The sequence below is a fragment of the Terribium retamae genome (assembly GCF_022347545.1).
GTDB classification, from domain to species: Bacteria; Pseudomonadota; Alphaproteobacteria; order Rhizobiales; family Rhizobiaceae; genus Mesorhizobium; species Mesorhizobium retamae.
In genome coordinates this window covers 1-11,430 of the sequence record NZ_JAKREW010000079.1, presented here as the reverse complement: position 1 = coordinate 11,430, position 11,430 = coordinate 1, and the positions used below count along the sequence as shown (strand labels likewise).

General features: G+C 63.2%; 11 protein-coding genes and 2 pseudogenes. 5 read left to right on the top strand and 8 right to left on the bottom strand.

Annotated features, from left to right (window positions below; genetic code table 11):
* Positions 1-160: 160 nt before the first annotated feature.
* Entirely contained in the window at positions 161-1,189 is a 1,029-nt protein-coding gene (locus L4923_RS29755) for a BMP family protein (protein ID WP_239370719.1), read from the bottom strand.
* 180 nt (positions 1,190-1,369) lie between these two features.
* Here L4923_RS29755 and L4923_RS29750 point away from each other — a divergent pair, with 180 nt between their 5' ends.
* The gene (locus L4923_RS29750) at positions 1,370-2,932 is read left to right on the top strand and encodes an EAL domain-containing protein (protein WP_239370718.1); all 1,563 of its coding nucleotides are present in this window, start codon (positions 1,370-1,372) and stop codon (positions 2,930-2,932) included.
* 34 nt (positions 2,933-2,966) lie between these two features.
* Here the strand turns inward: L4923_RS29750 and L4923_RS29745 are convergent, their stop codons facing one another.
* Positions 2,967-3,866: a LysR family transcriptional regulator gene (locus L4923_RS29745; RefSeq protein ID WP_239370717.1), complete on the bottom strand. Its 900-nt coding sequence runs from the start codon at positions 3,864-3,866 to the stop codon at positions 2,967-2,969.
* A 191-nt stretch (positions 3,867-4,057) separates the two neighbouring features.
* Between L4923_RS29745 and L4923_RS29740 the strand changes: the two genes are divergently transcribed.
* A complete protein-coding gene (locus L4923_RS29740; protein ID WP_239370716.1) occupies positions 4,058-4,867 on the top strand; it encodes an SDR family oxidoreductase in 810 nt (269 codons plus the stop codon).
* A 70-nt stretch (positions 4,868-4,937) separates the two neighbouring features.
* On the opposite strand, the pseudogene L4923_RS29735 reads toward L4923_RS29740, so the two are convergent.
* Positions 4,938-5,246 (bottom strand): annotated as a pseudogene (locus tag L4923_RS29735) (helix-turn-helix domain-containing protein); the annotation flags it as partial.
* A gap of 224 nt (positions 5,247-5,470) precedes the next feature.
* On the opposite strand from L4923_RS29735, the gene L4923_RS29730 reads away from it, so the two are divergent.
* Positions 5,471-5,926 carry a GFA family protein gene (locus tag L4923_RS29730; protein WP_239370715.1) on the top strand — a complete coding sequence of 152 codons (456 nt, stop codon included), beginning with the start codon at positions 5,471-5,473 and terminating at the stop codon, positions 5,924-5,926.
* Here the strand turns inward: L4923_RS29730 and L4923_RS29725 are convergent.
* Complete coding sequence (locus tag L4923_RS29725; protein WP_239370714.1) at positions 5,921-6,532, bottom strand: class I SAM-dependent DNA methyltransferase; 612 nt, start codon at positions 6,530-6,532, stop codon at positions 5,921-5,923. The two genes, L4923_RS29730 and L4923_RS29725, sit on opposite strands and share 6 nt — an antisense overlap.
* Positions 6,533-6,549: 17 nt before the next feature.
* The gene (locus L4923_RS29720; RefSeq protein WP_239370713.1) at positions 6,550-6,705 is read right to left on the bottom strand and encodes a hypothetical protein; all 156 of its coding nucleotides are present in this window, start codon (positions 6,703-6,705) and stop codon (positions 6,550-6,552) included.
* A 101-nt stretch (positions 6,706-6,806) separates the two neighbouring features.
* Here L4923_RS29720 and L4923_RS29715 point away from each other — a divergent pair, with 101 nt between their 5' ends.
* The gene (locus L4923_RS29715; protein WP_239370712.1) at positions 6,807-7,718 is read left to right on the top strand and encodes a LysR substrate-binding domain-containing protein; all 912 of its coding nucleotides are present in this window, start codon (positions 6,807-6,809) and stop codon (positions 7,716-7,718) included.
* Here L4923_RS29715 and L4923_RS29710 read toward each other — a convergent pair.
* Together L4923_RS29710 and L4923_RS29705 are read right to left on the bottom strand one after the other, a co-directional pair.
* The gene (locus L4923_RS29710; RefSeq protein ID WP_239370711.1) at positions 7,708-9,423 is read right to left on the bottom strand and encodes an ATP-binding response regulator; all 1,716 of its coding nucleotides are present in this window, start codon (positions 9,421-9,423) and stop codon (positions 7,708-7,710) included. The genes L4923_RS29715 and L4923_RS29710 overlap by 11 nt on opposite strands.
* A 251-nt stretch (positions 9,424-9,674) precedes the next feature.
* A complete protein-coding gene (locus L4923_RS29705; RefSeq protein ID WP_275448652.1) occupies positions 9,675-10,298 on the bottom strand; it encodes a LuxR C-terminal-related transcriptional regulator in 624 nt (207 codons plus the stop codon).
* Positions 10,299-10,552: 254 nt separating this feature from the next.
* Between L4923_RS29705 and L4923_RS29700 the strand changes: the two genes are divergently transcribed.
* Entirely contained in the window at positions 10,553-10,969 is a 417-nt protein-coding gene (locus L4923_RS29700; protein ID WP_239370709.1) for a GNAT family N-acetyltransferase, read from the top strand.
* Positions 10,970-11,044: 75 nt separating this feature from the next.
* Here L4923_RS29700 and L4923_RS29695 read toward each other — a convergent pair.
* Positions 11,045-11,430 (bottom strand): annotated as a pseudogene (locus L4923_RS29695) (proton-conducting membrane transporter); the annotation flags it as partial.

The window sequence follows — 11,430 nt, the reverse complement described above, 5'->3', positions numbered from 1 at the left end:
CCGGCTATGCACGGCCGGTAGCTTCGGCCGCCAATCTACACCAACCCGCTCAAACAATCCTGAGGTGCGAGCCCGCAGATCGCTGAAAGGTAAGCTCCCACCTTGGCCAGGCGAGCCTCGAAGGACGCACCAAGTCGATGCTGCATGAAGCGGACCCCTATCAGCTCGACTTCGGCTCCTTGTCGTCGATCTCGATCGTCAGGGTGCCGTCCTTGATCGCCTTCTCCTTCTCGGCGACCTTGGCCATCACTTCGGCCGGCACCTTGCCGTCGAAGGAGCCGAGCGGCGCCAGCGAGCAGCCGCCGTTCTTCATGAAGGAATAGACGCCGTAGTCCTCGGCCTTGAAGGCGCCGGCCTTCACCTGCGCGATGGCGTGGTCGAGGGTCGGCTCGAAATGCCACAGCGCCGAGGCGACCACCGTGTCGGGATAGTCCTTCTGCGTGTCGATGACATTGCCGACCGCCAGCACCTTGCGCTCCTTGGCCGCGTCCGACACGCCGAAGCGTTCGGCATAGAGCAGGTCGGCACCGGCATCGATCTGCGCGAAGGCGGTTTCCTTGGCCTTGGGCGGATCGAACCAGGAGCCGATGAAGGCGACCTGGAATTTGGTGTCGGGCGCGCTTTCCTTCACGCCAGCGATGAAGGCGTTCATCAGCCGGTTCACTTCCGGGATCGGATAGCCGCCGACCATGCCGATGTTCTTCGACTTGGTCATCGCGCCGGCGATCAGTCCGGTCAGGTATGAAGCGTCCTGGATGTAGTTGTCGAAGGTCGCGAAATTCGGGGCCTTCTCCGCATCTGGCTTGAAGCTGGAACCGGCGAGGAAGGCGACGTCCGGATAGTCGGCGGCGACGGTGCGTGCCGCGTCCTCGACGCCGAACACTTCTCCCAGGATCAACTTGTGGCCGGCCTCGCAATATTCGCGCAGCACGCGCTCATAGTCGGTGTTAGCGGTGTTTTCCGAGAACACATATTCGATGTCGCCGCGTTCCTTGGCTGCATTGGCCGCCTTGTGGATGCGGCTTACCCATTGCTGCTCGACCGGCACGGTGTAGACCGCAGCGACCTTGATGGGGTCGGCGGCGAAGGCACGGCCGGCGAAGCCGCCGGTCATGGCAAGTGCGGCGCCTGCCCCGACGCCCTTCAGGACTGTGCGGCGGGACGGTGAAAAGGAGTTGAAAGTCGACATGTTGCTTGGTTCCCCTGACTGGCTTTTTATCTTTTGGTCAAAACTACCAAGAGACTCGCGCGAGCACAATGCGCGGTGGCGATGCCACAGGATGCAATGTGCGGCAATCACCGCGTTTGCCAGCGCACATCTTTCGTTCAAGGATCGTGTTGTACAAAGCCGTCTTTGAACAGATGAGAGATGCCTTTGGGCCGATCCCGCATCATCACCATAGCCAGCCTGCTCGGCATCCTGGCGGGCGTCCTGCCGATCCTCGCGGCCTTCTACATGGCGTGGGCGGTCGTCGAGGCCCGCAGGCAGACGCAACTGGCGGATATCGCCGGCTATGCGCTTGCGCGGACCCAGGCGACATTCGGCGATGCCGCCAATGCGCTTGAAGCGGCGAGGCGGCTGACGGACCCGACCTGTTCGCCCACCCATATCGCCGCATTGCGTGCGATCGTCGTCAATACGCGTTCGGTCGAGGACATCGGCTATTTCGCCAACGGCATGCTGCAGTGCGGTTCGTGGGGGCGGCCGACGATCCCCGTGCCTCGCTCTGCCATCGATGTCACGCTCAGCAGCGATATAGGCGTGACCGCGAGCCTGCGCCCCCTCATCAGCGGCGGCACGCCTTTGACGGGCTTCCATTCCGGAGCCTATGTGGCGCTGACCAGCCCGGGGCGCTTCACCGACGTTCCTGTGGACAAGGAGGTGAAACTGGCTGTCCTGGCCGGAGGCCGGACGGTCGTCGGCGCGCGGCATGATCCGGACCTGTCCCTGCTGCAAAAGCTGGCAGGGGGCGCAAAACCCGCGCCCAGCGAACGCACCCTCTACGACATCGCGCGCGATCGGGACTGGACGGTGATCGCCGTTTCGCCCAAGCCAGATGTCTTCCGAGACCTGGGCGACGATCTGCCGATGTTCCTGGCGGTGGGCGTCGCCACATCGCTTTTGATGGTTGGCCTCGTGGTGTGGCTGTCGCGCCGCCGGCTGTCGCTGCTCGGCGAACTGGCGACGGCCATTCGCCGGCGTGAATTCATTGTCCACTATCAACCGATCATCGACCTGCAGACTGGCGCCTGTGTCGGCGCGGAAGCATTGGTGCGCTGGCGGCGGCCCAATGGCGAAACCGTCCGGCCCGACATCTTCATCCCTCTGGCCGAGGAAAACGGCCTCATCGAACCGATCACGCATCAGGTTATCGAGATCGTGGTCGCGGAACTCAAGGACCTTCTCGCCGCCGACCGCTCGGCGCACATCGCCGTCAACCTGTCGGCGCAGGACATTCAATCCGGCCGCTTCCTGCCGTTCATGGCAACGCTGCTGGAAGCTGCCGGTGTTCGCCCCGACCAGCTGTGGCTGGAAGCAACGGAACGTGGCTTCATCGATGCGAAGCTGGCTCGCGTCACCCTCGAAAAAGCGAGGCAGAGCGGACACGCCGTCGCCATCGACGACTTCGGCACCGGCTATTCGAGCCTGCAATACCTCCAGGATCTGCCGCTCGACGCGCTGAAGATAGACAAGTCCTTCGTCGACACGATCGGCATCGATTCCGCCACCAGCACCATCACGCCGCACATCATCGACATCGCGAAATCGCTCGGCCTGTCCGTTGTGGCGGAAGGTGTCGAGCGGCAGGAGCAGGCCGACTATCTGGCGCAGCGCGGCGTGCACTATGCCCAAGGCTGGCTGTTCTCCCGACCGCTGCCCAAGGCCGAGTTTGTTGCCTTCTATCGGCGGCAGTCGAACGGGCCGATCTGAGCTTACAACACTAGCGCGGGCGCCGCGACGATCGCTATCGGCTGTGTACCGTCCTGGCGACATCGATGAAGGCGCGCAGCTTCGGCTGGCTCTGCATCGCCGTCGGGAAATAGAGGAAGATGCCGTCATCCTTGCCGATCTGGTCGGCGAACAGCAGTCGCAGTTCGCCGCGTTCGACCTCTTCCTGGACCTCCGGCTCCTGAACATAGCCAAGCCCGATCCCGGCCTTCACAAGGCGGACGAGGGCCAGCCGGTCGTCCACGATCAGATGCTGGGGCATCTTCACGCGGATCGTTCGTCCGCGGCGCTCGAACTCCCAGATGTGAAGCGTCCGCGAGGCCTGGAACCGGAACAGTATGGCCTTGTGCTGCGCCAGGTCCTCGAGCCGTTTCGGCGTACCCGAACGGGCGAGATAGTCGGGGCTCGCGGCGATGGCCCATCTGTTTCCCGGCGTCAGCCGTACCGCGATCATATCCTTGTCGATCGCCTCGCCGAGGCGGATGCCGGCGTCGTAGCCATCGGCGACAAGGTCGACGAGCGCGTCGTTCAGCGATATGTCGAGCACCACCCTCGGATACAGCTCCTGATAACGCTCGATGATCGGTAGGACCGGATAGCGCATGGCGCTTCGGGGGATGGTGAGGCGCAGCGTGCCTGCCGGCACGGACTGGGCCGTGCTCAGCGTGGCCAGCGCATCGCTGATCTCGTTGGCCGCGCGGTCAAGGCGCTGGAACAGTTCCGCGCCGGCATCGGTCAGCCGCACATGCCGCGTCGTGCGCTGGAAAAGCTTGGTCTGGTAGCGTGTCTCAAGCGTCCGGATCGCCTTGCTCATCGCGGTCGGGCTGATGTCGAGCGCTTCGGCGGCGGCGGTGAACCCGCCGTGACGCGCGACAGCCAGGAAGTGCGGCAGTCCGTCGAACAGGTCGCGATTCATCGGATTGAGCCAGTCCAAACGTCATGGGTCGTTTGCGGCAGCTTAGAACTATGAACCTCAAGTTCAAGACCCTTGTCGTTGCCGGCAGATTATCTTCATAATCGGAATTGCTACATGCCACCTCATCGCAAGCCCAATCCCTGGGTTGCAAGTCAGAGCCTGCCGTATGCCGGTGGGCGAAGGAGCAGAGCATGTCACAGACAGTTCTCATAACAGGCGCGTCGACCGGGATCGGCCGGGAAACCGCCAAATTCTTCCATGCCCGTGGCTGGAACGTTATCGCCACCATGCGGACGCCGGAAAGCGAAAGCGAGCTCAACCGGCTCGACAATGTCCGCGTCCTGCGCCTTGATGTGACGGATGAGGCGAGCATTCGCGATGCCGTAGCCGAGGGTATGGGCGCGTTCGGCTCGATCGATGTGCTCGTCAACAATGCAGGTTTCGGTGCCTACGGTCCGCTCGAGGCGACGTCGCTCGAAACCATCCGCAGGCAGTTCGACACCAATGTCGTTGGCCTGCTGGCGGTCACCAGGGCGGTGGTTCCGCATATGCGCAGCCGCGGCCGCGGCACGATCGTCAACATCAGCTCGATGGGCGGCCGCGTCGCCTTCCCGCTGGGCTCGCTCTATCACGGCAGCAAGTTCGCGGTGGAAGGGCTTACCGAAGCGCTCACCTACGAGCTCGGCGCGATCGGCGTGCGCGTGAAGCTCGTCGAGCCGGGCATGACCAAGTCAGATTTCGGCACTCGCTCGCTGGTCTTCAGCTCCGACGAATCCATGCCCGAATATGCTGCGCTGGTGAAGGGCACGGTGGAGGCCTTTGCCACTCTGCCCTCGGCGGAGACAGCGGACGTCGCGGAGACGATCTTCGAGGCAGCCACGGATGACGCTGACCGCCTCCGTTATCCGAGCGGCAACGACGCGAAGATGTTCATCGACATGCGCCGCGAACAGGACGACGAGACCTTCGCGCAGTCATTGAAGCGCATGTTCAACATGTGACGGGCCAACGAAGGCTGCACGGCAGCCTTCGTCACTTGTCGACCTGCGGGTCATCCGCCTGCGATCATCGTCATGCCGTCGATCCCGCGCGCCGGAAGCTGGATGGCGTCATGCCGGCCAGCCGGTGGAAGGATTTGTTGAAGGCGCTCAGTGAACCGAAACCGCTTTCCATGGCGATGTGCAGGACATTGGCATCCTCACGCATCAGCATCGCCTGCGCGTAGCTCAGCCGGAACACGCTCATCGCGTATTTCGGATGGATGGCGAACGCGGCGGCGATGTCGGCGATGCTGATGTCGTCGCGGAAATTGTCGGCGATGTAGGCGCAGATGCGCAACGCCAATGGCAGTGCGCGCTGGTCGAAGGCGTCGGCGGTGTCTCCAATCCCTGCGCTGACACAGAGCGTGCATTCGGACACACAAGAGACATGTAGATTCCGTGCCACGCGTCGCGGCCTGGACTTCGACGGCTGCACGGCCTACCTTCACCGGATCGCGGGCCTGACATCGCGTCAGGTCTTCGCATCGCCAGCCGCAACGCGGTTCGGCCTTTCCCAGCAAACAATCCAACGCATTTGTCGCCGCGCAAGCGGGAGGAGTTTCTATGTGTCCAACAAAATCATCCGTGCCCGCCCGGAAGGGCGCGCAGCGCTCCAGCGCCCAATGCGCTTGCGGCGGCCTCAGAGTGACGCTTCTCGAGCCGCCGCAATTGACGGCGCTGTGCCATTGCTTCGCCTGCCAGCGCAGGACCGGAGCGCCGTTCAGCGCCAATGCGTTCTACGCGCTCGACTGTGTCGAAGTTTCGGGAGAGCCCAGGGAATTCGTCCGCACCGCCGAAAGCGGCCGCAAGGTGCGCATGTATTTCTGCCCGACCTGCGGTTCGACCCTTTACTGGAAAGCGGAGGCATCTCCGGAAACAGTCGGCGTGGCAGTCGGTGCATTCGCCGATCCCGCTTTCGCGCCGCCTGCCCTGTCGGTGTTCGAGAAATCGAAGCATGACTGGGTGCAACTGGACGAAACGGTGCAGCCGTTCGAAGGCCTGCCAACCGGCAGGTCATGAGCCCTTTATGGCGAGGAAAGTGATCCATTCGTCGCCATTGCCGCTGTTGATGGCGAATTCGTCCCAGACGATGGCCATGCCGGCCTGTTCGAGCAATTGTGCAAAGTCGTCGCGGCGCCAGAGCACGGTCTGGTAGTCGCCGTTCTTTTCGCCGTCGCCATGGCGCATGGAAACCAGGAAGGCGCCGCCGGCCCGCAGCGAATGGGCGATCTTGTTCAGGACCGCAGCGATCTCCTCGCGGCAGACATAGAACAGGACGCAAAGCGCGACCACCGCATCATAGGGGCCGCCTAGCGGGTCGGAAACGACGTCGAGCAGTTCGCCCTTCTTGCCGCGCGCTGCCTGGATTTCCAGAAAGCGCTGCGTCGCATCGGTGCGCCGCACATGCAGGCCGAGATCTTCCAGCAGGTCCGCCTCGCGTCCCGCGCCGGAACCGATCTCCAGGACCTGGCCGCCGGTGCCGACTTCGGCCGCCAGGCGCTTCAGCGCTGCCTTGACGCGTTCGATCGGCTCATTGCCGACGATCTCGTCATAGCGGTCGGCATAGGCCTCATACATGTCGATGACCTGCCGGCTCTGCTTCAGCGCTTCCGGGGTGATGGCCATGGCGATCCCCTCGCGGTCTAGACGACGCTATCGCCGTCGAGCAGGCCGATATCGCGCTTGAGATAGTCCGGCAGATCGCTGCGGGCGAGCAGGTCCTGAGGCCGTGGCTTGAACGGGGCGAGCAGCAGGCGGGCGAGATGCCGGCGATTGGAAAGGTGCGAGAGCGTGGTCATGGCAAGTTCCTTTCTGTGATCCGATGAGATGATCTTGCGCCCATCCGCGCTTCATTTCCAATCGAACGTCGAGTAGCATGCATGAGGAGGAGTAATGCATCATGAGCTGGAAACTGCCCCCTCTTGGAGCCGTCCGCGTGTTCGAAGCCGCGGCCAGGCTTGGAAGTTTCACCAAGGCGGCCGACGAGCTCGGCATGACCCAGTCTGCTGCCAGCCATCAGATCAAGCTTCTGGAAGAGCGCGCCGGAACGCCACTTTTCATTCGCAAAACCAGGCAGATAGAACTGACCGAGGCGGGCGCGCGATTGGCGCCAGAAGCATCGTCGGCCTTTGCGACGCTGGCCGACGCCTGGCTGGCGGCGAAGGGCGGGGCCGGCGGCGTGCTCTCGGTCTCGACGATGCAGACCTTCGCGTCGAACTGGCTTGCCGTTCGTCTTGGAACATTCCAGCTGATGCATCCAGAGCTTGCCGTGAAGGTCGAGACATCGCCCCGTCTCGTCGATTTCACCCGCGAAGCGACCGATGTCGGCATTCGCACCGGCAGCGGCAGCTGGCCCGGACTGGCCGCGCATTATCTGTTCAAGGCGGATTACTGCCCGATGATCAGCCCGCGGCTTGCGGAAAGCGTCGGCGGCATCCGCACGCCCGAGGATCTCTACAAGGTGCCGCTGTGCTGCGCCGATGATCCATGGTGGAAGATCTGGTTCGAAGCGGCCGGCGCGACCTATGATCCGAGCCGAGCCATCCATGGGCCCGATCTCGGCTCACAGGTTTATGATGCGATGGCCGCGATGACCGACCAGGGCGCCGCGATCCTCACCCGCAATCTCTACGGTACCCTCGTCGCCAAGGGCCAGCTCATCCAGCCTTTCGAGGCGATGGGTTCGGACGGCGACGGATACTGGCTGGTCTATCTCGAAAGCCGCCGCAACAGCGCCCGAATCAAGGTCTTCCGGGACTGGATCCTGAGCCAGACCGCGGAGGCTCGCAGGCTGGAAACCGCTAGAACGTGAAGCCGTTCTTCCCACCGACGGAAATTGCGCTCCGTGCCGACGCCCTACGTGCCCGTCCGAGCGACAGCGCGATCATGGTCGAGCGCAGTTCGGAAGGACGGACCGGTTTGGACAGGATCGGGATGTCGTCATGCCCGAGTTCCTCGCGCACCCGGTTCTCGTCATGGCCGGTCATGACGATGGCTGGAATGTCACGGCCTGCCAGGCTTCGCACCGCCCGGATGAAGTCCGCACCGACGACGCCGCTGCCGAGATCGAAGTCGGTGACGACGAGGTCGCATGGTGAGGCGGACAATTCCGTGCCCGTCCCGACCTGCACGATGCAGCCCCATTTCTCCAGCAGCGACGCCGTCGCCAAAAGCACGTCCTCGTCATCCTCCACCAGCAGCACCCGCAACCCTTCCAGCGGCGAGGCAAACCGTTCCGGTGCGATCTTCCTGGTCTGCTCCGGCGCCGACACCACCGGCAGGCCGGCGATGCGCACGCTGCTGCCTTGCCCCTTGACCGAGCGGATCGACACCCGCAGCGACATCAGATTGGCAAGACGCTTGACGATGGCAAGGCCGAGCCCGACGCCTTCGACATCCTTGTCGCCGCGTTCGCGCACCTGGTAGAACTCGTCGAACAGCCTGGGCAGGTGCTCTGCGGCGATGCCTTCGCCGCGATCGTGGATTTCGATCGACAGCCCATAGCGATGGCGGCGGCAGCCGATCAGCACCTCGCTGCCTGGTGCATATTTCAGCGCATTGGAGACGATGTTCTGCACGATGGTGGTGAGCAGGGCGGCATCGGTGCGCACATGAAGCCTAGTGCGCACCAGCCTGAAGGTGGTGTTCGACCATTCAGCCCGGCTGGCATTCTGCGCCAGCACCTCGTCGATGATGTCCTGGACGGCGACGACTTCGAAATGCGGGGTGACCTTGCCGCTGTCGAGGGTGGAGATGTCGAGCAGCGAGCGAAACAGGCCCGACACCGAATGCAGCGAGCGGTCGATGTTTTCGACCATCTGCTTCTGCTCGCGGTCGAGGCCGGTGTCGCGCAGGCAGGCGGTGAACAGGCTGATGGCATGGATCGGCTGGCGCAGGTCGTGGCTGGCCTGCGCCAGGAAGCGCGACTTGGCGAGGTTGGCCTCATGCGCGGCGTCGTAGGCTTCATAGACCTTTTGCAGCAGCGCATAGATATAGGCCGGCACCAGGATGGTGGTCATGACCAGGGTCAGCGTCACATAGGGATTGTCCCACCAGAAGGCGTTGAAGTAGGTGGTCGCGGCGATCGAAAGCAGCGCCAGCCCCGTGGAGACGACGAGATAGCGCGCGCCGAAACGAAGCCCGTTGCCGACAGTTACCCAAAGCAGCGCCGAATACACCGGCAGCAAGGCCGCGCCCCCGATCGACATTCCAAATGTGATGGCGGCGTAGTCTCCGCTCATGGAGAGGGCGCGGCGTCTCACATAGGCGCCCGGTTTCCTGATGATCCACCAGTAGAGAAGAAACGAAACCGGCATGTAGGAGACGAAGAAGACCGCGACGGCATTCAGGCCGGCAGACTCGAATCCATTGAGAATGGCGACTGTTGTAATATACAAACCGAAGGTCGGTGTAAGGATCATCCGCACCACGGCCTGAGCGCGTTCGGTGTCGTAGCGTTCCTTCCCGCCCGCAAGGGCCGACAGCTTCGAACCGGAGATATTTGCGCGATCGCGCATGACCATTGCCCCACCTCTGTGCGCCTCGACAGGCGGGCGATCGCCATCCCTACACCGGAGCGGCCTTTCTGTGAATTCAACGTCTTGTCTCGAGCCGGGTTTCGCCTCGACTTTGATTTGCGTGACCTGGGCTCCCTGTGTTCCGATCTGATAGCCTTTCCGTGAGAATGTGCGGCAGCCTGATGTCGGGCCAGCGCTGCGTTTCCGTGAAGAGCGAAACGCTCTGATCGTCATGCAGGCTTCGGCACCGGTCAGAATCGCGGATAGAGGCCGATGCTGATCGCCTTCGCCACGGCAGCGGCCCGCGTCTCCACTTCCAGGAACCGCAGCACGGCCGAAACATGGATTCGGACGGTGAAAGGCGAAATGTTGAGCGCTCGGCCGATTTCCTTGTTCGACCGGCCCTCGGCCATCAGGTCGAGTATCTCGCGTTGGCGCGGCGTCAATTCGCCCCGGTTGCGGGGCAGAGGCTCTGCCCGCAGCGCGACCGGTGCACCCGCAACGATCGACCGCAATGCCTCGGCGATCTCCCCAGGCGTGCCCGATTTGCCAATATGCCCATCGGCGCCGTTGGCGACGACATTGGCGATCATCCTGCGGTCGTCCAGGGACGAGACGAAGATGATCGTGCAATGCGGAAATTCACCGCGCAGCCAGCGTGCCGAAAAGACCGGATCGTAGTCCGGGCACAGAAAATCCAGCACGATCAGTTCGGGGTCGACTTCGCGTCGCGCCATCAGGCTTTCCAGGTCACTGGCGACGTAAAGCAATGCTTTGGGAAAGCTGCGTCGCACGATCCGCAGCATCGCTTCCCTGAAGATTGGTTGTCCGTCCGCGACAACGATTCTCTTTGGCGAGGAGCGCGCAGAATCCATGGGGCCTTGATACGTCTGCCGGTTTGGCGAAGCTTGTTGAATCGACCCTCCAGCGGTATCAGATTGCCGCCCAACTGCGACTAGCACATGTGGACTAGGGCAATTTTTTGCAGAAATGTGCATCGGTTTTACAAGAAAGGCGAGCCTTTCCGTATTCCATGAAACGGGTTGCTCCGGTCCCGCGAGGTCGGCGCCGTTGAAGGCGGCAGCAAAGGCCGCTACACCCGCTTTCGCACCGGCAGGTGGAGCGCCGCATGAAGTTCGAAGTCACCGACACACCGGATCCCTTGGCGCTCGCTCTGGTCGGCGACAGCCTCTCGGCGTTCAATGTCCAGGATGTCGGACCGGCGGAACGGCGTACATTGGCGGTGCTGGTCCGCGACCAGGGCAAGGTGGCGGCCGGCATCTCGGGCTATACCGCCTGGGGCTGGCTCTACGTGCAATGGCTGTGGGTGGACGAGAGCCTGCGCGGCCGGAACGTTGCGGCGAAGATGCTGCAGGCTGCGGAAGAGGAGGCCGCGGCGCGCGGCTGTCATGGCGCCTATATCGACACGTTCAATCCGACGGCCCTGAAGGTCTATCAGCGCCAGGGCTATCAACCCTTCGGAACGCTGCCGGATTTTCCGAAGGGCCGGACCCGCACCTTCCTGGCGAAGAGCCTTGGCGCCTGATGTCGAGACGCGGCGCAGGCAAGCCCGCGCCGCCGATTGAGGTGTCCTGGATGTCCCGACATCCAGGACTTCTGATCAAGTGTTGTCGGAACCGGAAGCGGTGGGGAACCGACGCGCGAATTCCTTCTCGTTGCCGGCTGCCAGGAGCTTTGCCTGCTCGACCCAGCGCTCGCGTTCGATGCGTCCGTCGAACTGGAGATATTCCTCCACCCGCTTGATGTCGTCCGCGGTCCAGCCCGCGATCTGGGCGAAGGTGGTGATGCCGTGTTCCTTCAGGCGGCGCTGATTGACGGGCCCGATGCCGATCAGGCGGCGCAGGTCGTCCGGCTTGGCCGACGTCGCCTTTGCCGTCTTGGCTGCGGCCGCTTTTGCCGGTTGGGATGCTGCGGCCGGCTTCGATGCTGCCGGTTTGGCTGCCGGCGCCTTTGCGGCCTTGGTTGCCGGCTTCGCTGCAACCGCGG

Bases quoted from the DNA above. Each gene is read 5' to 3' on its own strand.
- L4923_RS29745 (WP_239370717.1), bottom strand. From the start codon at position 3,866: ATGAATCGCGACCTGTTCGACGGACTGCCGCACTTCCTGGCTGTCGCG.
- L4923_RS29725 (WP_239370714.1), bottom strand. From the start codon at position 6,532: ATGGCCATCACCCCGGAAGCGCTGAAGCAGAGCCGGCAGGTCATCGAC.
- L4923_RS29740 (WP_239370716.1), top strand. From the start codon at position 4,058: ATGTCACAGACAGTTCTCATAACAGGCGCGTCGACCGGGATCGGCCGG.
- L4923_RS29720 (WP_239370713.1), bottom strand. From the start codon at position 6,705: ATGACCACGCTCTCGCACCTTTCCAATCGCCGGCATCTCGCCCGCCTG.
- L4923_RS29705 (WP_275448652.1), bottom strand. From the start codon at position 10,298: ATGGATTCTGCGCGCTCCTCGCCAAAGAGAATCGTTGTCGCGGACGGA.
- L4923_RS29715 (WP_239370712.1), top strand. From the start codon at position 6,807: ATGAGCTGGAAACTGCCCCCTCTTGGAGCCGTCCGCGTGTTCGAAGCC.
- L4923_RS29750 (WP_239370718.1), top strand. From the start codon at position 1,370: ATGCCTTTGGGCCGATCCCGCATCATCACCATAGCCAGCCTGCTCGGC.
- L4923_RS29700 (WP_239370709.1), top strand. From the start codon at position 10,553: ATGAAGTTCGAAGTCACCGACACACCGGATCCCTTGGCGCTCGCTCTG.
- L4923_RS29710 (WP_239370711.1), bottom strand. From the start codon at position 9,423: ATGCGCGATCGCGCAAATATCTCCGGTTCGAAGCTGTCGGCCCTTGCG.
- L4923_RS29755 (WP_239370719.1), bottom strand. From the start codon at position 1,189: ATGTCGACTTTCAACTCCTTTTCACCGTCCCGCCGCACAGTCCTGAAG.
- L4923_RS29730 (WP_239370715.1), top strand. From the start codon at position 5,471: ATGTGTCCAACAAAATCATCCGTGCCCGCCCGGAAGGGCGCGCAGCGC.